This window comes from Burkholderia sp. (assembly GCF_018375725.1).
Lineage (GTDB): Bacteria > Pseudomonadota > Gammaproteobacteria > Burkholderiales > Burkholderiaceae > Burkholderia.
This window is the reverse complement of the sequence record NZ_JAHACR010000039.1, coordinates 1-21,376: the sequence shown is the minus strand read 5'-3', so window position 1 is coordinate 21,376 and position 21,376 is coordinate 1. Positions and strand designations below refer to the sequence as shown.

23 protein-coding genes and 1 pseudogene are annotated in these 21,376 nt (G+C 66.5%); 14 read left to right on the top strand and 10 right to left on the bottom strand.

Annotation, left to right across the window (positions count from 1 at the left end; all coding sequences use genetic code 11):
* Nucleotides 1-312, bottom strand: a pseudogene (locus KH616_RS08030) (class I SAM-dependent methyltransferase); the annotation flags it as partial.
* A 13-nt stretch (nt 313-325) separates the two neighbouring features.
* On the opposite strand from KH616_RS08030, the gene KH616_RS08025 reads away from it, so the two are divergent.
* The 7 genes from KH616_RS08025 to KH616_RS07995 all read left to right on the top strand — a co-directional run bounded on the left by KH616_RS08025 (nt 326) and on the right by KH616_RS07995 (nt 6,692).
* Nucleotides 326-1,075, top strand: coding sequence for an SDR family oxidoreductase (locus KH616_RS08025; RefSeq protein ID WP_292240980.1), 750 nt, complete (start codon nt 326-328; stop codon nt 1,073-1,075).
* A gap of 73 nt (nt 1,076-1,148) precedes the next feature.
* Nucleotides 1,149-1,553 carry a dihydroneopterin aldolase gene (locus KH616_RS08020; RefSeq protein ID WP_292240978.1) on the top strand — a complete coding sequence of 135 codons (405 nt, stop codon included), beginning with the start codon at nt 1,149-1,151 and terminating at the stop codon, nt 1,551-1,553.
* On the top strand, nt 1,550-2,560 hold the full coding sequence (gene ttcA, locus KH616_RS08015; protein ID WP_292240976.1) for a tRNA 2-thiocytidine(32) synthetase TtcA: 1,011 nt from the start codon (nt 1,550-1,552) through the stop codon (nt 2,558-2,560). Before KH616_RS08020 ends, ttcA begins: the two co-directional genes overlap by 4 nt.
* Before the next feature lie 124 nt (nt 2,561-2,684).
* Nucleotides 2,685-4,046, top strand: coding sequence for a bifunctional UDP-N-acetylglucosamine diphosphorylase/glucosamine-1-phosphate N-acetyltransferase GlmU (glmU, locus tag KH616_RS08010; RefSeq protein WP_292240975.1), 1,362 nt, complete (start codon nt 2,685-2,687; stop codon nt 4,044-4,046).
* A gap of 53 nt (nt 4,047-4,099) precedes the next feature.
* A complete protein-coding gene (glmS, locus tag KH616_RS08005; RefSeq protein WP_292240974.1) occupies nt 4,100-5,917 on the top strand; it encodes a glutamine--fructose-6-phosphate transaminase (isomerizing) in 1,818 nt (605 codons plus the stop codon).
* 68 nt (nt 5,918-5,985) lie between these two features.
* A complete protein-coding gene (locus KH616_RS08000) occupies nt 5,986-6,471 on the top strand; it encodes a hypothetical protein (protein ID WP_292240984.1) in 486 nt (161 codons plus the stop codon).
* Nucleotides 6,471-6,692 carry a hypothetical protein gene (locus tag KH616_RS07995; RefSeq protein WP_292240973.1) on the top strand — a complete coding sequence of 74 codons (222 nt, stop codon included), beginning with the start codon at nt 6,471-6,473 and terminating at the stop codon, nt 6,690-6,692. Before KH616_RS08000 ends, KH616_RS07995 begins: the two co-directional genes overlap by 1 nt.
* Before the next feature lie 123 nt (nt 6,693-6,815).
* Here KH616_RS07995 and KH616_RS07990 read toward each other — a convergent pair whose 3' ends face one another.
* Complete coding sequence (locus KH616_RS07990; RefSeq protein WP_292240972.1) at nt 6,816-7,652, bottom strand: FTR1 family protein; 837 nt, start codon at nt 7,650-7,652, stop codon at nt 6,816-6,818.
* A gap of 12 nt (nt 7,653-7,664) precedes the next feature.
* Complete coding sequence (locus KH616_RS07985) at nt 7,665-7,997, bottom strand: cupredoxin domain-containing protein (RefSeq protein WP_292240970.1); 333 nt, start codon at nt 7,995-7,997, stop codon at nt 7,665-7,667.
* 352 nt (nt 7,998-8,349) lie between these two features.
* Here KH616_RS07985 and KH616_RS07980 point away from each other — a divergent pair, with 352 nt between their 5' ends.
* The gene (locus KH616_RS07980) at nt 8,350-8,550 is read left to right on the top strand and encodes a heavy-metal-associated domain-containing protein (RefSeq protein WP_292240968.1); all 201 of its coding nucleotides are present in this window, start codon (nt 8,350-8,352) and stop codon (nt 8,548-8,550) included.
* Between the two features lie 13 nt (nt 8,551-8,563).
* Here KH616_RS07980 and KH616_RS07975 read toward each other — a convergent pair whose 3' ends face one another.
* The gene (locus KH616_RS07975) at nt 8,564-10,054 is read right to left on the bottom strand and encodes an aldehyde dehydrogenase (protein ID WP_292240966.1); all 1,491 of its coding nucleotides are present in this window, start codon (nt 10,052-10,054) and stop codon (nt 8,564-8,566) included.
* Between the two features lie 409 nt (nt 10,055-10,463).
* Between KH616_RS07975 and KH616_RS07970 the strand changes: the two genes are divergently transcribed.
* From KH616_RS07970 to KH616_RS07955, 4 genes are all read left to right on the top strand, one after another.
* On the top strand, nt 10,464-10,685 hold the full coding sequence (locus KH616_RS07970; protein ID WP_292240964.1) for a hypothetical protein: 222 nt from the start codon (nt 10,464-10,466) through the stop codon (nt 10,683-10,685).
* Between the two features lie 290 nt (nt 10,686-10,975).
* Nucleotides 10,976-11,761, top strand: coding sequence for a gamma-glutamyl-gamma-aminobutyrate hydrolase family protein (locus KH616_RS07965; RefSeq protein ID WP_292240963.1), 786 nt, complete (start codon nt 10,976-10,978; stop codon nt 11,759-11,761).
* Between the two features lie 17 nt (nt 11,762-11,778).
* Nucleotides 11,779-13,113: a glutamine synthetase family protein gene (locus tag KH616_RS07960; protein WP_292240961.1), complete on the top strand. Its 1,335-nt coding sequence runs from the start codon at nt 11,779-11,781 to the stop codon at nt 13,111-13,113.
* 28 nt (nt 13,114-13,141) lie between these two features.
* On the top strand, nt 13,142-14,569 hold the full coding sequence (locus KH616_RS07955) for an aspartate aminotransferase family protein (RefSeq protein WP_292240960.1): 1,428 nt from the start codon (nt 13,142-13,144) through the stop codon (nt 14,567-14,569).
* Nucleotides 14,570-14,627: 58 nt separating this feature from the next.
* Here the strand turns inward: KH616_RS07955 and gorA are convergent, their stop codons facing one another.
* The 3 genes from gorA to KH616_RS07940 form a co-directional block, all read right to left on the bottom strand.
* Nucleotides 14,628-15,983, bottom strand: coding sequence for a glutathione-disulfide reductase (gene gorA / locus KH616_RS07950; protein ID WP_292240958.1), 1,356 nt, complete (start codon nt 15,981-15,983; stop codon nt 14,628-14,630).
* Between the two features lie 172 nt (nt 15,984-16,155).
* Entirely contained in the window at nt 16,156-16,389 is a 234-nt protein-coding gene (locus KH616_RS07945) for a hypothetical protein (protein WP_292240982.1), read from the bottom strand.
* A 399-nt stretch (nt 16,390-16,788) separates the two neighbouring features.
* Nucleotides 16,789-17,130 (bottom strand): zinc ribbon domain-containing protein YjdM, encoded by a 342-nt coding sequence (locus tag KH616_RS07940; RefSeq protein WP_292240956.1) that lies wholly within the window; start codon nt 17,128-17,130, stop codon nt 16,789-16,791.
* An 87-nt stretch (nt 17,131-17,217) separates the two neighbouring features.
* On the opposite strand from KH616_RS07940, the gene KH616_RS07935 reads away from it, so the two are divergent.
* Nucleotides 17,218-17,556 (top strand): hypothetical protein, encoded by a 339-nt coding sequence (locus tag KH616_RS07935; protein ID WP_292240954.1) that lies wholly within the window; start codon nt 17,218-17,220, stop codon nt 17,554-17,556.
* A 54-nt stretch (nt 17,557-17,610) separates the two neighbouring features.
* Here the strand turns inward: KH616_RS07935 and KH616_RS07930 are convergent, their stop codons facing one another.
* Both KH616_RS07930 and KH616_RS07925 read right to left on the bottom strand, forming a co-directional pair.
* Nucleotides 17,611-18,138 (bottom strand): chromate transporter, encoded by a 528-nt coding sequence (locus KH616_RS07930; RefSeq protein ID WP_292240952.1) that lies wholly within the window; start codon nt 18,136-18,138, stop codon nt 17,611-17,613.
* Entirely contained in the window at nt 18,135-18,755 is a 621-nt protein-coding gene (locus tag KH616_RS07925) for a chromate transporter (protein WP_292240950.1), read from the bottom strand. Before KH616_RS07925 ends, KH616_RS07930 begins: the two co-directional genes overlap by 4 nt.
* A gap of 98 nt (nt 18,756-18,853) precedes the next feature.
* Here KH616_RS07925 and KH616_RS07920 point away from each other — a divergent pair, with 98 nt between their 5' ends.
* A complete protein-coding gene (locus tag KH616_RS07920) occupies nt 18,854-19,738 on the top strand; it encodes a transcriptional regulator GcvA (protein WP_292240947.1) in 885 nt (294 codons plus the stop codon).
* Between the two features lie 93 nt (nt 19,739-19,831).
* On the opposite strand, the gene KH616_RS07915 is transcribed toward KH616_RS07920, so the two are convergent.
* A complete protein-coding gene (locus KH616_RS07915) occupies nt 19,832-21,139 on the bottom strand; it encodes a solute carrier family 23 protein (RefSeq protein ID WP_292240945.1) in 1,308 nt (435 codons plus the stop codon).
* Nucleotides 21,140-21,376: the final 237 nt, after the last annotated feature.

Sequence of the window (21,376 nt, the reverse complement as noted above, 5' to 3'; positions counted from 1 at the left end):
GCCTTCCCGGACAGCGGCCTCGAGCGCCTCGGCAACCGGCCGCGCCAGCGTCTGCGCGAACAGCGGCGACAATTCGGGCGCGGTGACGAAGTCGCTGCCGTCCTCGGCCCGGCGGCCGAACTTGCGCGCGCCGCCGCTGTAATAGCCGAGCCCGGGCGCATAGAGCGCCCGTTCCATGAAGCGGGAAAACGGCAGCCAGCCGCCGGCCGCCACGACCTCGGCGCGCAGTTGCGCGGCAAGGGTTTCGGACTGCGCGAGCGCGTCGGGGCCGGGAGCAGGTAAACTAGCGGGTTCGTGAGCTTTCGGGTTCATCCCGGCATTGTAAATGACCGCTTCAGCCGATACGTCGACCGCACGCGCCTCGCGCGTGGTGCTCGTCGCGGGCGCGACGGGCAGCGCCGCCGACGCCGCGTCGATCGGGCGCGCACTCGCGACGGCCTTTGCCCGGCGCGGCTGGGACGTCGCGCTGCAGTCCGGCCGCGACGCGCCGCGCGCCGCGCTCGAGGCGATCGTCGCCGAAGTCGAGGCGCTCGGCCGCCGCGCGACCGTGCTCGACGCCGACCTGTCCCTTGAAACCGAAGCGGCAGGACTCGTCGCCGCGTGCGGCGCGGCGCTGGGCCGCCCGGCGTGCGTCGTGTTCCAGAGTGCGCCGGCCGGCGCCGACGACGCGCATGCCGTGAGCGACGCGTCGCTCGCCGCCGCGCTGGCGCGCAATGTCACCGCGCCGCTCGTGCTGGCGCGCGCGCTTGCCGACGCGACACCGGACGCCGCGCGCACCGACGAGTCGCTGCGCGCGTGCGCGATTCACGTGCTGGATTCGGCGCTGTTTCATCCGGCGCCCGAACCGTTGTCGCATGCGTTGATGCAGGCGGCGCTGAACCGCGCGACCTCGGCGCTCGCGCTCGCGCTTGCGCCGAAGGTGCGCGTCGCGGGCCTGGTGCGCGGACGCGCGCCGCACGCCGACGACATCGCGGCGGCGGCCTGCTATCTGGCGGACGCGCCCGGCATCACCGGCGCGACGCTGACCGTCGACGGCGGCGAGCATCTGGTGCCGCCGGCCGCCGGACCGAATTAACCGCGCGGGCGCGCGCCTTCGCCGCCGCCCGCGCCGCTTTGCGTGCGAGCACGCCAATTTGACTGGAACGACCATGTTTTCCGCTCTCCTGCACCCCCGCCTCGCGGACTGCCGCAGGCTATACCTGCGCGACTACGAGGTGTACATCAACATCGGGGCATACGAACACGAGAAGCGCGGCGAGCAGCGCGTCGTCATCAATGTCGACCTGTTCGTCCCGTTCACGCTGAGCACCCCCGTCGACGACCGGCTGCACGAGGTCGTCGACTACGATCTGATGAAGCAGAGCGTCGCGCAATGCGTGGCGCGCGGCCACATCCACCTGCAGGAAACGCTGTGCGACGCGATCGCCGCGCACCTGCTGGCGCACGATGCCGTGCGCGCGGTGCGCGTCTGCACCGAGAAACCGGACGCCTACCCGGACTGCGACGCCGTCGGCGTCGAAGTCTTCCGAATCAAGGACGAGGAGCGAGCATGAATGCGCCCCATACCCCACAACTGAATGAAGCGGCGGTCGATACCGCGGCGGTCGATACCGCCACGACCGACACCGCGACAGGCCGCCCCGCGCTGACGCGCCGCGAGCAGAAAGAGGCCTACGAGAACAACAAGCTGTTCAAGCGCATCATGCGCCAGGTCGGCCAGGCGATCGGCGACTACAACATGATCGAGGAAGGCGACAAGGTGATGGTCTGCCTGTCCGGTGGCAAGGACAGCTATGCGATGCTCGACGTGCTGCTGCGGCTGCGCGAGCGCGCGCCGATCGACTTCGACATCGTCGCGGTGAATCTCGACCAGAAGCAGCCGGGCTTCCCGGAGCACGTTCTGCCGGCATACCTGACGCAGATCGGCGTGCCGTTCCACATCGAGAACCAGGACACCTACAGCATCGTCAAGCGCCTCGTGCCCGAGGGCAAGACGACCTGCTCGCTGTGCTCGCGGCTGCGCCGCGGCATCCTGTACCGGGTCGCGGGCGAGCTCGGCGCGACCAAGATCGCGCTCGGCCATCACCGCGACGACATCCTGCAGACGCTGCTGCTCAACATGTTCTACGGTGGCAAGCTGAAGGGGATGCCGCCGAAGCTGCAGTCCGACGACGGCAAGAACGTCGTGATCCGCCCGCTCGCATACGTGAAGGAAACCGATCTGGAGAAGTACGCGGAACTGCGCGAATTCCCGATCATCCCGTGCAACCTGTGCGGCAGCCAGCCGAACCTGAAGCGCGCGGAAATGAAGGCGCTGATCCGCGAATGGGACAAGCGCTTCCCGGGGCGCGTCGACAACATGTTCAGCGCGCTCGCGAACGTCGTGCCGTCGCACCTGATGGACACGGCGCTGTTCCCGTTCGCCGGGCTGCGCGCGACCGGCCAGGCCGATCCGCAGGGCGACATCGCATTCGACGAGGAACCGTGCGCGACCGGCGGCAGCGACGCCCCCGCGGGCGCGGGCCGGCCGATTTCGATCGTCCAGTTCGACGATCTGTGACCCGCGCGGCGGGAGGGCGGCGAAACACCCTCTCCCGCGCCGCCCGCATGCCGGACCGGGCCTCGGCGGCCCCGGCGCGCATGCTAAAATGGCCAGCTTCAAACTCATCAGACAAGCTGGCGCCATGAATATCGTGATTTTGGCGGCAGGCACCGGCAAGCGCATGCGTTCCGCGCTGCCGAAAGTGCTTCATCCTCTGGCCGGCAGGCCGCTTCTTTCCCACGTCATCGCCACCGCGCGCGCGCTGCAGCCGTCCCGGCTCGTCGTCGTCGTCGGGCATGGCGCGGAACAGGTTCAGGCCGCCGTCGGCGCGCCCGACGTGCAGTTCGCGGTGCAGGCGGAGCAGCTCGGCACGGGCCACGCGGTGCGCCAGGCGCTGCCGCTCCTCGATCCCGCGCAGCCGACGCTCGTGCTGTACGGCGACGTGCCGCTCACGCGCGTGTCCACGCTCGAGCGGCTCGTCGATGCGGCGCGCGACGGCCGCTACGGCATCCTGACCGTGACGCTCGACGATCCGACCGGATACGGCCGCATCGTGCGCGATCCGGCCGGCTTCGTCACGCGCATCGTCGAACAGAAGGACGCGTCGCCGGAAGAACTGAAGATCGCCGAGATCAACACCGGCATCATCGTCACGCCGACCGCCCAGCTGTCGATGTGGCTCGGCGCGCTGAACAACGACAATGCGCAGGGCGAGTACTACCTGACCGATGTCGTCGAACTCGCGATCGAGGCCGGCTTCGAGGTCGTCACCGCGCAGCCGGACGCCGAATGGGAAACGCTCGGCGTGAACAGCAAGGCGCAGCTCGCGGAACTCGAGCGCATCGACCAGCGCAACATCGCCGACGCACTGCTCGCCGACGGCGTGACGCTCGCCGATCCGGCCCGGCTCGACGTGCGCGGCACGCTCGCCTGCGGCCGCGACGTGTCGATCGACGTCAACTGCGTGTTCGAAGGCAACGTGGCGCTCGCCGACAACGTGACGATCGGCCCGAACTGCGTGATCCGCAACGCGTCGATCGGCGCGGGCACGCGCGTCGACGCGTTCACGCACATCGACGGCGCCGAACTCGGCGCGAACACCGTGATCGGCCCGTACGCGCGGCTGCGTCCGGGCGCCCAGCTCGCAGACGAGGCGCACGTCGGCAACTTCGTCGAGGTGAAGAACGCCGTGATCGGCCACGGGTCGAAAGCGAATCACCTGACCTATATCGGCGACGCGGACATCGGCGCGCGCGTCAACATCGGCGCGGGCACGATCACCTGCAACTACGACGGCGCGAACAAGTTCCGCACCGTCATCGAGGACGACGTGTTCGTCGGGTCCGACACGCAGCTCGTCGCACCGGTACGCGTCGGACGCGGCGTGACGATCGCCGCCGGCACGACGGTCTGGAAAGACGTGGCTGAGGGTCTCCTGGTTCTGAACGACAAGACGCAGACCGCAAAAAGCGGCTACGTCCGTCCGGTCAAGAAGAAAAGCTGAATATTCTGCGGGCGCCGGCAAGGCGCCCGCTTCGATATCGAGGATTGAAATCCATGTGCGGCATTGTCGGCGCAGTTGCGCAACGTAATATTGTTCCGGTGCTGATCGAAGGTCTGCGCCGCCTCGAATACCGCGGCTACGATTCGTGCGGCGTCGCCGTGCTCGAGCCGACCGGGCCGGTTCGCGCCCGCAGCGTCACGCGGGTCGCCGACCTCGAAGCGCAAGTGCGCGAGTCGCATCTCGAAGGCGTCACGGGCATCGCGCACACGCGCTGGGCGACGCACGGCGCGCCCGTCACCCACAACGCGCACCCGATCTTCTCATCGAACGCGCTGGCCATCGTGCATAACGGCATCATCGAGAACTTCGAGCCGCTGCGCGACGATCTGCGCGCGAAGGGCTACGAATTCGTGTCGCAGACCGACACCGAAGTGATCGCGCACCTCGTGCACAGCCTGTATCGCGGCGACCTGTTCGCCGCTGTCCGCGAGGCCGTGCAGCACCTGCACGGCGCGTATGCGATCGCCGTGATCCACAAGGATCAGCCGCACACGGTCGTCGGCGCCCGCGAGGGCTCGCCGCTCGTCGTCGGGTATGGCGAAGGCGAGAACTTCCTGGCGTCCGACGCGCTCGCGCTCGCCGGCAGCACCGACCGCTTCACGTTCCTCGAGGAAGGCGACGTCTGCGAGCTGACGCTCGACGGCGTGAAGATCGTCGACCGCGCCGGCAACCTGGCCGAGCGTGAAATGCGCGTCGTCAACGCGTATGGCGGCGCGGTCGAACTCGGGCCGTACCGTCACTTCATGCAGAAGGAAATCTTCGAGCAGCCGCGCGCGATCAGCGACACGATTCCGCAAACCGACGCCTTCGACGCAGCGCTTTTCGGCGACGCCGCGGCCGCTGCGTTCGCGGAGATCGACAGCGTGCTGATCCTCGCATGCGGCACCAGCTACTACTCGGGCATGACCGCGAAATACTGGCTCGAGTCGATCGCGAAGATCCCGACCAATGTCGAGATCGCAAGCGAATACCGCTACCGCGAATCGGTGCCGAATCCGCGCCAGCTCGTCGTGGTCATCTCGCAGTCGGGCGAAACCGCCGACACGCTCGCGGCGCTCAAACATGCCCAGTCGCTCGGCCACACGCACACGCTCGCGGTCTGCAACGTCGCGACGAGCGCCATGGTGCGCCTGACCGAGATGCAGTTCCTCACCCACGCGGGCACCGAGATCGGCGTCGCCTCGACGAAGGCGTTCACGACGCAGCTCGTCGGGCTGTTCGTGCTGGCCGTGACGCTCGGCAAGCTGCGCGGGTACGTCGACGCCGCCCAGGAAGCCGAATACCTGAAACAGCTGCGCCATCTGCCGGCCGCACTGAACAGCGTGCTCGCGCTCGAGCCGCAGATCATCGCGTGGGCGGAAGAGTTCGCGCGCAAGGAAAACGCGCTGTTTCTCGGCCGCGGCCTGCATTACCCGATCGCACTCGAAGGCGCGCTGAAGCTGAAGGAAATTTCGTACATCCACGCCGAGGCCTATCCGGCAGGCGAGCTGAAGCACGGGCCGCTCGCGCTCGTGACGGAAGCGATGCCGGTCGTCACGGTCGCACCGAACGATGCGCTGCTCGAGAAGCTGAAGTCGAACATGCAGGAAGTGCGTGCGCGCGGCGGCGAACTGTACGTGTTCGCGGACGCCGATACGCATATCGTCAACGCGGAAGGCCTGCACGTGATCCGGATGCCGGAGCACTACGGCCCGCTGTCGCCGATCCTGCACGTCGTGCCGCTGCAGATGCTCGCGTATCACACGGCCTGCGCACGCGGCACCGACGTCGACAAGCCGCGCAACCTCGCGAAGTCGGTGACGGTCGAGTAAGCGGCGCGCGGCAGGCGGACACGGCATTCCCATTCGGGAATGCCGCCGGCGAATTAGACGGAGAAAAGATAGTGAGACTGATTGGATGCGCCGTGCTGGCATTGACGTTCGCAACGTCGGGCTGGGCCGCCGAACATTACGTCGAGGTCTGGAACCCGCCGGAAGCCCACAAGCCGGATGTTCGCACGCCCGAGCCACACGCGCGCGCCAACCACGCGCCGGCGATCCGGGCAGCCGCCAGCGCGGCGGCGGCGCATACGCCGGATGCTCATACCGCGCCGCCACGCCGCACTGCGTCGGCCAAGCCCGCCGCGAAGCACAAGCCGCCGCACCGCGTCGCGCAGGCAGTCAGAACCCGCACGCACAATCCTGCAGCCGGCACACCGGCCGGCCACCCCGTCGCACCGGCGTCCGGCAAACTGACGGTCATGCAGCCGTCCGCGCCGGAAGCAGTGGATGCGGCACAATATACCGATATCCCGCGACAGTTCACGCCGGAGGGCAACGTGCTGCGCGTCGGCACGCGCAACGGCTCCGCGAAGGTGACGCAATAATGGAAGCAGAAAACTACCGCGGCTACCAGATCTGGGGCCATGCGATCCTGCAGCAGCAGGACGAGATCATGCAGCCGGACCGCTATGCAGCCAGCGGAACGATCACGCAGAACAACAAGCTTGTCGAGGCCTCGGGTGTGCTCGGCGTATTCGACACCGAGGACGAGGCCCGCGTTGCCGGGCTCGAATGGGCGCGCGCGTGGATCGACAACCACAGCTGATCGGGCTGCGCGGCAGTGTCGGGCGACGCGTGACCGCGCTCCATGTCATGCCGCTTCCAGCGCGACAAGGCCGCCATCAATGAAAAAGGGACGTCCCGCGACGTCCCTTTTTGATGCTCCGGCTCAGGCAACCGATCGAGGCGGCTGAACCGCGCGCTGCGGACGGCCGATATACCGCGCGAGCCCGACGATCGCCACCAGCGTCACGAGATACGCGGCGATCTGGATGCCCGCCGGACGCGCCGTATAGCCGATCAGCGTATGCAGCATCTTGCCGACGACGCTGCTTTCCCTGAGCAGCCACGACGTATCCCATATCGTGTCGCCCCACGCGGGCACGAGGCCGGCGGCCAGCAGGAACCCGACGCACTGGCTCGCCATCCCCGCGGCAAGCAGCACCAGCAGGCCGTTCGTGACGGAGAAAAGCCGCTTCAACGGAATCTGCAGCAGGCCCGCGTACATCGCCGCGCCGAGACCGGCGCCGCCAAGGACGCCGAGCAGGCCGCCGATCGCCATCTGTGCCGTCTGCCCCGGATCGGCCGCCGCGATGCCATAGAGGAACAGCACGGCCTCCGAGCCTTCGCGCAGCACCGCCACGCCAACGACGATCGCGAGACCGGTCAGCGGCTTGCTGCCGGCTGCGACGGCGCGTCCGACCGCGCTCATGTGCTGCGCCATCTCGCGACCGTGCTTGCTCATCCAGATGCTGTGCCAGGCGAGCATCAGCACGGCGACGAACATCACGCCCGCGTTGAACACTTCCTGTCCCATGCCCGATGCCCACGACGAGATCACGTCCGCGAAGGCCGCGATCATGCCCGCACCGATCACGCCGCCCGCAAGCCCGCCGCCGACCCACCAGCCGCGTCCCGGCACGCCTTTGGTGGCGGCCATGACGATCGAAACGACGAGGGCGGCCTCGAGAACTTCGCGGAAGACGATCAGTGCAGTGGACAACATGGCGACGGATGCTTACTTGACGGTCAGGCGCGTCTTCGACTGCGCTTCGTGGTACTCGTCGTGGAACTCGTAGGTGCCGGCCTTCAGCGGCCCGACGAGGATTTCCACTTCCTTGCCGGCCGGGATCACCTTCTCGGCCTTGAAGTCGTCGCTCTCGAATTCCGCGGGCGTCGCATCGAGGTTCTTCACGACGAACTTCACCTTCTTGCCGGCGGGAATCGTCACGCCTTCAGGCGCGAACTTGTGATCCTTGAGGGTCAGGTGGACGGCATCGTCGGCGGCGAAGGCGGACGTTGCCGAAACAGCCAGCAGAGCGGCGGTGAGGCCGAAGGCGAAACGGTTCATGGTCGGTAGGCAAGAAAAGAGTAAGAGAAATTGATAGTAGGAGCGATTCGCATTTCCGAATCGAAAAACCTTATCGCAATAATGGGGATCACACTACATCCGCCTGCACAACACCTTGTTCCCGCTGGATTTTTCCCTGTCTCGCCCGTACTTTCGGCGCGTCAATCCGGCAAAGCACCGACCGGCGCGACGCCCTCCGCCGCCAGCCGTCCGATGCATTCCGATGCGCCCGGCCGTCACCGGCGCATATCGGGCGCGACCCGACACGCCCCGATGCACGCTCGCGCGCTTGACCTTTCCACTGTGGCAAGCTTCATCCTGTACGCACTCATCCACCCTTATGGAGGCACACATGGAATTCGATGTTCAGGACATGACCTGCGGCGGTTGCGCAAACGCGATCACGCGCGCGGTGACGGCGGCCGATCCGGGCGCGAAGCTCGATATCGACGTCGCCACGAAACGCGTCACGGTTGAATCGACACAACCCGCCGAACGCGTGCAGGCAATCATCGAAGCCGCCGGCTTCCACCCCGCACTGCGCGCCGCGTGATACCTGCGCGGCGTCAGCGCAGCCTCACGAGCGTCGACTTCAGCTCGGTGTACTTCTCGAGCGCGTGCAGCGACTTGTCGCGGCCGTTGCCCGACTGCCTGTAGCCGCCGAACGGGAAGTTCATGTCGCCGCCCTCGTCATAGCAGTTCACCCACACGGTGCCGGCGCGCAAGCGCCGCGACACCTCGTGTGCGGTCGTCAGGTCCGATGTCCAGACCGCAGCCGCGAGACCGTATTCGCTGTCGTTGGCGATGCGCACCGCTTCGTCGACATCGTCGAACACGATCACCGACAGCACCGGGCCGAAAATCTCCTCGCGCGCGATCCGCGCGTCCGGTCGCACTTCGAATACCGTCGGCTCGACGTAGCAGCCGCCCGTCTCCGCCTTCACGCGCGCCCCGCCCGTCACCAGCCGGCCCTCGCGGCGCCCCGCATCGATATAGCCGAGCACGCGTTCGAGCTGGATGCCGTCGACGATCGCGCCCATCGACACCGACGGATCGAGCGGATTGCCCGGCACGTAGGCGCGGGCCGCCGCCACGAGCTTTTCGATGAACGCGTCCTTGATCGCGCGATGCACGAGCAGGCGCGAGCCCGCGGTACACATCTCGCCCATGTTGTAGAAGATCGCCCCGGCCGCGGTCTGTGCCGCCCGGTCGAGATCGGGACAGTCCGGCAACACGATATTCGGCGACTTGCCGCCGAGTTCGAGCCACACGCGCTTCAGGTTCGATTGCCCGGCGTACTGCATGATCAGCTTGCCGACGTGAGTCGAACCGGTGAACGCGATGCAGTCGACGTCGCAATGCAGCGCGAGCAGCCTGCCCGGTTCGCCCCCGCCCGGCACGACGTTGAACACGCCCGCCGGCACGCCGGCTTCGACCGCGAGCTGCGCGACCCTGATCGCGGTCAGCGGCGATTTCTCCGACGGTTTCAGCACGACGCTGTTGCCGGCCGCGAGCGCCGGGCCGAACTTCCAGGCCGCCATCAGGATCGGGAAATTCCACGGCACGACCGCGGCAACGACACCGACCGGCTCTCGCGTGACGAGACCGACCAGATGATGATCGGCAGGCACGACCTCGCCGCCGACCTTGTCGATCGCCTCGGCGAACCACTCGACGCAATAGGCCGCGCCCGGCACGTCGACAGTCGTCGTGTCGCCGATCGGCTTGCCGGCATCGAGCGTTTCGAGCAGCGCAAGCTCGTCGAGATGCGCCCGCATCAGCGCCGCCCAGCGCAGCAGCACCGCCTTGCGCGTGCGCGGATTCAATCCGGCCCATGCCTGCGCATCGAACGCGCGGCGCGCGGCAGCGACGGCCGCATCGACGTCGGCCTCGCCGCAATCGGCGACCTTCGCGAGCACGCGTCCGTCGATCGGGCTCACGCAGTCGAACGTCCGGCCCGAATGCGCATCGCGCAATGCACCATCGATGAATGCGCGCCCTTCGATCACGAGTGCTGCTGCCTCGCGTTGCCAATCCTCCAAAGTCCGTCTGTTCATCCGGATACCTCAATGTCGTCGCATTCACTGCGCGTTCAGAAGGAGAAACCCTGCGCGGCATGACCGCCGGATATTCCAATCACGTCGTGCCGAACATGACCGGGTCGCAGTCCGGAATCCGGGCGACATAATGAACACTGCGCACGTTATTCAATTTACGCATATTTTATTCACCGCGCCACGGACAAGCCGACGATACCGAACTTTTTAAAAAACGATTGACGCCCTATTCAGCTCGTATATGCTGGCTAACAGGTCAGCGTCCGGTACAGTTCAACGCGATATGGCGACGCGATAAACGCCATCGCCGACAGTCGCGATGCGCGGCCACCGCCTCGATTGTTTAAATGCCGCGTGCATTCAGGCAATCAGGGGTTCGACATTTTCAACGAACCAGTCGAGTGTAATCGTGAGAGTCCGTAGCCCTCTGGTGAGGTGGGATCGAGGCGCTGCACGAAGTTCGCGCAGCACGCCGTCCGCCGCCGACGGCAGTTGCGGCTGGCAAAGTCCTCGCCTGCAGTTGTCGATCTGCACCATCCTGTCCCGTCGTTGCGTCCGGCGACATAACGCCGTCTCCGCACGCGCGTTCGTCGCGATTCACACCGACGACGCCGCATCGCTGCTCCCGTAGCGCCTCTTTCCGCTTCCCGTCATTCGTTTCGCCTGCATCGCGTTCGCCGTGTCGCACGACCGGCGATGCATGTCGTGCATGCGTGTGCCGCGACCTGTTGCATCGCATTGCAAAACGAATGCCGGCCCGATCGTGGCGCACAGCGCATTCCGCTGCGCGCTTTCGTCGTCGGCCGTGCGTACCCTGCACGGCTGCGGGCCGTGTCGCGTCCGCGATCCACGCATGCCGCACTTTTTCATGCAACGTGCATCGCAGCCGGACCGGCACGCCCCATTCAGGCAATGGACACCATGGACAGTAAACCGCTCGTCGGCATCACGGCCGACCACCAGCCGATCGGTGCGCATCCGTCGCATGTCGTCGGCCACAAGTACGTCGCCGCGATCGTCGATGGCGCACATGCGTTCGCGATGCTGCTGCCCGCGCTCGGCGATCGGCAACCACCCGAAGACGTGCTCGATGCAGTCGACGGCCTGCTGTTTACCGGCAGTCACTCGAACATCGAACCGCATCGCTACGGTGGCGCGCCGAGTATGCCGGGCACCGCGCACGACGCGGCGCGCGATGCGACGACGCTGCCCTTGATCCGCGCGGCGATTGCCGCAGGCGTGCCGGTGCTCGCCATCTGCCGCGGCTTTCAGGAACTGAATGTCGCGTTCGGCGGCACGCTGCATCAGCGTGTGCACGACGTGTCGGGGCTTGCCGATCACCGCGAAGACGATGCCGCGCCGCTCGACGTGCAGTATGCGGCCGCGCATTCGGTCCGGCTGACGCCCGGCGGACTGCTGCATCGGCTTGCCGACGGACGCGACGAAGTCCGCGTGAATTCGCTGCACGAACAGGGCATCGACCGGCTCGGCAACCGCCTGGCGGTCGAGGCAACCGCACCCGACGGCCTGATCGAGGCAGTGCGCGTCACCGACGCGCCCGCGTTCGCGCTCGGCGTGCAGTGGCATCCGGAATGGCGCTACGCACACGACCCGCTCTCCAGCGCGATATTCCGCGCGTTCGGCTCGGCATGCCGTGCACGCCGCCACGCACGCATCCGTCACGCGCCTGACCGAATGCCCCGCTAACGACTGCGAGAACCGACATGCAAGATATCGACGATTTTCTGAAGCAGCATCGGATTACCGAGATCGAAGCGATCATTCCCGACATGGCCGGCATCGCACGCGGCAAGATCACGCCGCGCAACAAGTTCATGTCCGGCGAATCGATGCGCCTGCCGCAGGCCGTGATGGTGCAGACCGTCACCGGCGAGTATCCGGCGGACGGCACGCTGACCGGCGTGACCGATCCCGACATGGTGTGCGTGCCCGACATGTCGACGATTCGCCTGATTCCATGGGCGGTCGATCCAACCGCACAGGTGATCCACGACTGCGTGCATTTCGACGGCTCGCCCGTCGAGATCTCGCCACGCCACGTGCTGCGCCGCGTGCTCGACCTGTACCGGGCGAAAGGATGGAAGCCGGTCGTCGCGCCGGAGCTGGAGTTTTACCTCGTCGACATGAACAAGGATCCGGATCTGCCGCTGCGGCCGCCGATCGGCCGCACCGGCCGCCCTGAGACGGGTCGCCAGTCGTATTCGATCGAGGCGGTCAACGAGTTCGATCCGCTGTTCGAGGATATCTACGCCTACTGCGAGACGCAAAATCTCGACATCGACACGCTGATCCACGAAGTCGGCGCCGCGCAGATGGAGATCAACTTCATGCACGGCGACGCGCTATCGCTCGCCGACCAGGTGTTCCTCTTCAAGCGCACGGTGCGCGAGGCGGCGCTGCGGCACAACATGTACGCGACCTTCATGGCAAAGCCGATGGAGGGCGAGCCCGGCTCCGCGATGCACGTGCATCAGAGCATCGTCGACGAAGAAACCGGCCGCAACCTCTTCACCGGCGACGACGGCGGCCCGACCTCGACGTTCCACCACTTTCTCGCGGGCCTGCAAAAGTACACGCCCGCGCTGATGCCGATCTTCGCGCCGTACATCAACTCGTATCGCCGCCTGTCGCGCTTCATGGCCGCACCGATCAACGTGCAGTGGGGTTACGACAACCGCACCGTCGGCTTTCGCATTCCGCATTCGGATCCGGCCGCGCGGCGCATCGAGAACCGCATCCCCGGCGTCGACTGCAATCCGTACCTCGCGCTCGCCGCGACCCTTGCCGCGGGTTATCTCGGCATCACGCAGCGACTCGACCCGAGCGAGCCGCTCGTCAGCGACGGCTATTCGCTGCCGTACCAGTTGCCACGCAATCTCGAGGAAGGCCTGACACTGATGGCTGCGTGCGAGCCGATCGGCGAGATTCTCGGCCAGCCGTTCCTGAAGGCGTACTTCGCGCTGAAGGAAACCGAATACGAAGCGTTCTTCCGCGTGATCAGCTCGTGGGAACGCAAGCATCTGCTGCTGCACGTCTGAGCGTGCACGACCGCCATACGGAGGAAACATGACTGACCGCAACGAATCCGCCTCGCTTCAACCCGCCGCGCCCGCCACCCGCGCGACGCAGGCGCGCACGACGGCCGAATATCGCGCGCTCGACGCCGCGCACCATCTCCATCCGTTCTCGGACATGGGCGCGCTCAATCGCGCCGGCAGCCGCGTGATCGTCAAGGCGGAAGGCGTCTATCTGTGGGACTCGGACGGCAACCGGATCATCGACGGCATGGCCGGCCTGTGGTGCGTGAACGTCGGTTACGGCTGCGATGCGCTGATCGACGCCGCACAGCGGCAGATGCACGAGCTGCCGTTCTACAACACGTTCTTCAAGACCACGCATCCGCCGGTGATCGAACTGTCGGCGCTGCTCGCCGACGTGACGCCCGACGGCTTCGATCACTTCTTCTATTGCAACAGCGGATCGGAAGGCAACGACACGGTGCTGCGCATCGTCCATCAATACTGGCGCACGCAGGGCGAGCCGCAGAAGAAGTACGTGATCTCGCGCAGGAACGGTTACCACGGCTCGACGATCGCGGGCGCGACGCTCGGCGGGATGGACTACATGCACGAGCAGATGCCGTCGAAGGTCGAGCACATCGTGCATATCGACCAGCCTTACTGGTTCGGGGAGGCGCCCGACGGCGAATCGCCGGACGCGTTCGGCCTCGCCCGCGCGCGGCAGCTCGAAGCGAAGATCCTCGAACTGGGCGCGGAGAATGTCGCGGCGTTTATCGGTGAACCGTTTCAGGGCGCGGGCGGCGTGATCTTTCCGCCGTCGACGTATTGGCCGGAGATCCAGCGCATCTGCCGCAAGTACGACATCCTGCTCGTCGCCGACGAAGTGATCGGCGGTTTCGGACGTACGGGCGAATGGTTCGCGCATCAGCACTTCGGCTTCGAGCCGGACCTGATGACGCTGGCGAAGGGATTGACGAGCGGCTACGTGCCGATGGGTGCGGTCGCGCTGCACGACCGGATCGCGCAGGTGCTGATCGATCACGGCGAATTCAATCACGGGATGACGTATTCGGGGCATCCGGTCGCGGCGGCGGTCGCGGTCGCGAACCTGAAGCTGTTGCGCGACGAAGGGATCGTCGCACGTGTGAAAAACGATATCGGACCGTATTTCCAGCAGCGGCTGCGCGAGACCTTCGCGGATCATCCGCTCGTCGGCGAAGTGCAAGGCACAGGCCTCGTCGCCGGTCTGCAGCTCGCGCGCGATCCGGCGAACCGCCTGCGTTTCGAAAACGGCGGCGACGTCGGCACGCTCTGCCGCGACTTCTGCTTCAACGGCAACCTGATCATGCGTGCGAGCGGCGACCGGATGCTGCTGTCGCCGCCGCTCGTGATCACGGCGGCCGAAGTCGATGAAATCGTTGACAAGGCAAAGCGGGCCGTCGACGCGACCGCCCGGCAACCGGGGCTTTCCTGACCGGCCTGCCGGCGCGCGCATCGCGAGGCATGCGATGTGCGCGCCGGTTACAGCCGGATCAGTCGGCCACCCGCTGCCGCATCGTCACGAATTCCTCCGCCGCAGTCGGATGAATGCCGATCGTGTCGTCGAACTGCGCCTTCGTCGCCCCCGCACGGATCGCGATCGCCATACCCTGGATGATCTCGCTCGCATCGCGGCCGACCATGTGCGCACCGACCACACGCTGGCTGTCGCGCGCCACGACGAGTTTCATCAGCGTGCGCGCGTCGCGTCCCGTCAGCGCATGACGCAGCGCCTTGAACGAAGTCCGGTAGATATCCACCGCGCCATACACGTCACGCGCGCGCGCCTCGGTGAACCCGACCGTCCCGACCTCGGGCTGGCTGAACACGGCGGACGGCACCCATTCGTGATCGGTCGCGACGCGACGGCCGCCGAACAGCATCGCCGCGAGCAGGCTGGCATCGCGCGTCGCGACCGGCGTGAGCTGCGGGCGCGACGTCACATCGCCGATCGCATAGACCGACGCGACCGAGGTCGCCGAATAGGCATCGACCGCAATCGCACCCCGCGCATCGAGCGCGACACCCGCCCGCTCGAGACCGAGCCCGCTGATGTTCGGCGCGCGCCCGGTCGCATAGAGCACGGCGTCGTAGGGCCCGCTGTACGATGCCCCGGTGCGCACGCGCAGCGTGCCGTCGCCCGCACGCTCGATCGCGTCGACCGATGTGCGCGTATGGATCGCCACCCCCTGCTTGGCCATCTCGCCGGCCAGAAAATGCCGGACGTCGTCATCGAAGCCGCGCAGGATCTGCTCGCCGCGATAGAACAGATCGACGTGGCGGCGGAATCCGTTGAAGATGCCCGCGAACTCGACCGCGATATAGCCGCCGCCGACCACGGCGATCCGCGCCGGCAGCGCCGCGAGCGACAGCGCTTCGCGCGACGTGATCGCATAGTCGATGCCGGGCAGCGGCGGAAGCGTCGGGCGCGAGCCGGTCGCGATCGCCACGTAACGCGCTGTGAAGCGCCGTTCGCCAACCGCGACCGTATGTGGATCGACCAGCGTTGCGCGGCCGGTATGCAGTGCGACGCCCGATTGCAGCAGCAGGTTGACGTAGATATCGCTCAGCCGGTTGATCTCACGATCCTTCGCGGCCATCAGCGCAGGCCAGTCGAGCGTGCCTTCGCCGAACGTCCAGCCGTAACCCTTCGCGTCTTCGATTTCATGTGGAAAGTGCGACGCATAGACGAGCAGTTTTTTCGGAATGCAGCCGCGCAGCACGCAGGTGCCGCCGATCTGCTCTTCCTCCGCAATGCCGACGCGTGCGCCGTACGAGGCCGATTGCCGAGCCAGCCTGACGCCGCCCGATCCCGCGCCGATCACGAACAGGTCGTAGTCGAATTCCATCGCATGCCCTCATCGCAGTCCGGATGACGGCACGATAGCAAGATTTCGGCTCGATTGCGGCGCGCGACGCCGCGCATAAGAAAACGGCGAGACGCGTCGCGCTCGCCGTTCGATCCAGATATCCGGGCGGGTCATGCGTCACCGATCAGCCGCATGCCCGAGTCGCCAGCCGTCATGCTCGCGCCTGCGGCGTGTCGCCACCGTTGGCCGCCGCTGTATCGTCTGCGGCCTGCGCCTGCCCGTCGTCCTTCTTCTCCAGCACGCCTTCGAGCGCCTCGGCCCCCTTGAAGCCGGCGACAGCCGCGGCCGCCTTGGTCAGCAGGCCCGCATCCGGATCGATTTTCTCGGCTGCCTCGACCGCTGCAACGGCACCCGCGATTTCGCCAATGGTATTCAGAATACCCATCGCCATCTCCTTTCAAGTGAACCGTAAGGCGCGTTGTCACGCGCAAGAACGCGGCGGACGGCGCATGTCGTCACCGGATACACGATCGACGGCCGGTTTGGGCATCGGCATCCATGCTGGCTGCGCATCCGTGCGATACGGGCAGATTAGCGCATCACGTTTTCGGTCATTGTAAAAACTTGTTCCGGAATACAGACGAACAGCTTACGATCCGGGGGGCGCATTATGTCGCGCGCACTTCAATATGCGCATTCGGATATGGAGCGTGCCGTGCATCGTCGGACGAACATCCGGCACGGCGCACAAAAAATAAAGGCGCCATGAAGGCGCCTCCCGGTCGCATGCCGGGCGTCAGCCCGGCGAATGCCATTCGTCAGAAATATGCGAGCGGTGTCACGCTCAGACTTTCTTCAGATAACAGGCCTTGAGCATCACACTCATGCCGTCGACCTTGCAGTCGACTTCGTGATCGCCGCCGACCAGGCGGATGCTCTTGACCTTCGTGCCCATCTTCAGCGTGATCGACGAACCTTTCAGCTTCAGGTCCTTGACCAGCACGACCGCGTCGCCGTCGGCGAGCACGTTGCCGTTCGCGTCCTTGACGATGCGGTCCGCGTCATCGTCGGATGCCGCTGGGGCGGCGCTCGACCATTCGTATCCGCAATCGGCGCAAATATAATGGTCGCCGTCGGGGTAGGTATTCTCCATCGCGCATTGCGGGCAAGCGGGAATCGTCGACATGATGCAAAAGTCCTGCTGATTGATAAGACGGCAGTATACCGCCCGATTCCGCCGCACCACCCCACGGCATCCTCTTAGAGCAATCGAATGACACCCGCGAAGTTTTTTTTGCGCTACACCGCTATACCGTTCGTCGCGATCGTGCTGGTGGTCGCCTGGGCCATCAGCCGCGAATCCGGCGAGATCGACGCGCGCCAGTATGCGGCGCTCGCCGCTGCCTATCCGTCGTTCACGCCCGGCCTCCGGCAGGAGGTCGGCGCCGCGCTGCACGACGGCAAACTCAGCAAGTCCGCTTACGGGACGATCATGCGCGACGCGCTCGAACGCGGCTACGTACTCGACTGGCCGCCTACGACCGGCGATGTCGACCGCGAGCGCGGCCGGCTGATCGGACTCGTCAACAGCGGCGCGCACGCGCCGCTGTAAGCGGGTTCGCGCAACCGCACCGCGTCGCGCACGCACAGTGGTTGTGCGCGCAACTTACTGGCCGAATCCCGTCAAGCCGATCAGCGCGCCTGCGGCAAGCAGCCAGAGCGGGTGGATGCGCGTGCGATATGCGAGCACCGCGCATGCGGCGGTGATGCCCCATTGCACTGCGGTGCGATTCGACGCTTCGGCAATCAGCACCGCGCTCGCCGCGACGAGGCCTGCCGTCACCGGCATCATCCCCTGCTGCACATAGCGCCGCCATGGACGGTTACGGAAACGTTCCCACGCGTGCAGCGCGAGCACGGTAACAAGCGACGACGGCCCGAACTTCGCGAGCGTCGCCACGAGCAGGCCGGACCAGCCGGCCACATGCCAGCCGACGAGCGACACGACCATCATGTTCGGTCCCGGCGCGGCCTGCGCGAGCGCAAACAGCGACGTGAATTCGGACGCGCTCATCCAGTGGTGGACGTCGACGACCTGTCGCTGCATCTCCGGCAGGATCGTGTTGCCGCCGCCGAATGCAAGCAGCGACAGCTGGCTGAAGATGGCGGCCAGCGCGATCAGCGTATCCGTCATCGTGCATCTCCGCGGTCCGCGTCGCGCGGCGTGCATCCGGACGAAACCGGTGGCTGGGGCCGCCCGCGTGCCGCAAGCCAGATCGAGAACGGCGTCAGCACGAGCATCGTCGTCAGCAGCGGCACGCGCAATACCGCGATCGCGACCAGCGCGAGCGCCGCGACGCATGCTGCGGCAGGCGCCTGTCGCAGCGGCTTCGCGACCTTCACCGCCATCGCCACGAGCAGCCCGGCCACCGCCGCCGACAAGCCGGCAAACATATGTCGGACGTGCGGATCGTGCTGGGTTTGCGCGTACAGCACGCCGAGCCCGACGACCACGAGCGTCGGCCCGGCGATCAACCCGAGAATGCCGGCCAGCGCGCCCGGCACGCCGCGAAAGCGCATGCCGACCGCGACCGACAGATTGATCACGTTGCCGCCCGGCAGGAACTGGCACAGGCCGAGCAGATCGGTGAATTCGTCGGCGGACAGCCAGCGGCGCTCGTCGACGATGGTGCGCCGTGCGAACGGCAACGCGCCACCGAACGACATGAAGCCGAGACTCAGGAAACCGAAAAAAAGCTCGCCGACCCCGACATTGCGGGGACGGGCGGGCGGCGTAGCAGCGGATTGCATGGGCGTCCTCGTCAAACGGTCAGTGTCGAGGTTACCGCCGTTCATGCGACACGCATAACGATTTTATCGGCGCTCTTTTGTGATTTAAAATCACAAGCATGCGCCCCGAACTTCCGCCCTTTTCCGCACTTCGTGCCTTTGAATCTGCTGCACGGCACGAAAGTTTCAGTGTCGCAGGCGATGAGTTGCATGTGACTCATGGTGCCATCAGCCGGCAGGTCGCCGCGCTCGAATCCTGGCTCGGCAAGCCGGTGTTTCACCGGATCGGCAAGCGCGTGAAACTCAGCGACGAAGGCCGCCAGTATCTCGACACGGTGCAGGCGGCCTTCGACAGCATCGCGCTTGCGACCGAGCGTCTGCGGCGCACCGGCACCGCGCGCGTGCTGCGCATCAATGCGTTGCCGACCTTTGCGATGAAATGGCTGCTGCCGCGCCTGTCGCGCTTCCAGCGCGACGTGCCGAACGTCGAACTGAAACTGTCGACGTCGAACGCACCGCTCGAGACGCTCGGCGGCTTCGATGTCGCGATCCGCCGCGGCCCGGGCCACTGGCCGAACTGCGCGAGCGGACGCTTTCTCGACGAGAGCGTGATTCCGGTATGCAGTCCGGCGCTGTTGAAGCGGCTGCCGATCGCGCGCGCCGACGACCTGTCGCGGCATGTGCTGCTGCACTCGGATACGCGCCCGGAAGCGTGGCGCGACTGGTTCGCGGCGGCCGGCGCGCCGATGAAAAACCGCAAGAAGCAGTCGTTCGACCACTTCTATCTGGCGTTGCAGGCGGCGGTCGATGGGCTCGGCGTCGCGCTGGGCCCGCTGCCGCTAATCGATGACGAGCTGACCGGCGGCCGGCTCGTGATGCCGCTGGCCGGCCCGCGCATCGCCACGCGCAGTTACTGGTGGGTCACGCCGCGCGAGCGTGCGGACGAGCCGCTCGTCGCGCAATTCTGTACGTGGCTGGAAGCGCAGGCGAATACCTGCGCATGATGCGGCGGCCGGGCGCAACCCGCGGCCGGCAAGCGGCAGACGCGGCGTAGCGGGCGCGCGCACCTTGCGCGCCGCGACCCGCCCGCACCGGGCTTACACCACCGGCCCCGGCTCCTTCTCCTTGCGCAGGATCGCGTAAAGGATGATCGCGCCGAACGTCGCGGTGCCGATCCCGCCGAGCGCAAAGCCGCCGAACTTCAGCGAGAAGTCGCCTGCGCCGAGCACGAGCGTGACGGCAGCGACGATCAGGTTGCGGTTGTCGGAGAAATCGACCTTGTTGACGACCCAGATCCGCGCGCCCGTCACCGCGATCAGACCGAACACGACGATCGAGACGCCGCCGAGCACCGGGCCGGGAATCGTCTGGATCACCGCCCCGAACTTCGGCGAGAAGCCGAGCCCGATCGCGATCAGCGCGGCAACGACGAACACCAGCGTCGAATAGATCCGCGTGACGGCCATCACGCCGATGTTCTCCGCGTAGGTCGTCACGCCCGTGCCGCCGACACTGCCCGATACGATCGTCGCCAGCCCGTCGCCGATGAACGCGCGGCCGATGTAGCGATCGAGGTTTTGCCCGGTCATCGCGCTCACGGCCTTGATGTGGCCGAGGTTCTCGGCGACCAGGATCACCGCGATCGGCGCGAGCATCAGCATCGCGTGCGGATCGAACACGGGTGCGTGGAACGACGGGACGCCGAACCATGCGGCATGCCCGACGATCGAGAAGTCGATCGGCTTGCCGAAGCCCATGCCGTTGGTCACGACCGCGTAGATCGCATACGCGATGACGAGCCCGATGAGGATCAGCAGACGCTGCAGCATCCCGCGCGCGAACACCGCTACACCGCCGACGCACAGCACCGTGACGAGCGCCATCGCCGAATCGAACGTCGATCCCGACACGCCCTTGACCGCGATCGGCGCAAGATTGAGCCCGATCACCGCGACGATCGCGCCGGTGACGACGGGCGGCATCAGCGCCTCGATCCAGCGCGTGCCGACCGCCGACACGATCGCACCGAGCGCGACATACACGACGCCGCACGCGACGATGCCGCCGAGCGCGACGGGAATGTTCGGGTTCGGGCCGCTGCCGCTGTAGCCGGTCACCGCGATCACGAGGCCGATGAATGCGAAGCTCGAACCGAGGTAGCTCGGCACGCGGCCGCCGACCAGCGCGAAAAACAGCAGCGTGCCGACGCCGGACATAAAGATGCACAGGTTCGGATCGAAGCCCATCAGCAGCGGCGCGAGCACCGTCGCGCCGAACATCGCGACGACGTGCTGCACGCCCATCGCGATCATCTGCGGCCACGACAGCCGCTCGTCGAGGCCGACGACGCGCGCCGCCGCGCCCGGCTGTTGCACCCGCCAGCGCGGGAAATAGGAATCGGACATCGGGGGGATTCTCCTGTCGATCGGCGTGAGCGCCCGGGCGCCGACGCCGATCCCATACCAAGTTGTCTTGTCGGACGGCCCGGCGGCCAGATCAGATGGGCGCGCCGGTCCGGAAACTGGCGGGAGTGTACGGAGCGGGAATGGTGCTGGCAAGCGGCATGCCGCCGATATTCGCGGCGGGCGGTCTGGACCGCCGCAATCGGGGTCGGACGATGTGAGCGCGCGCTCACATCACGT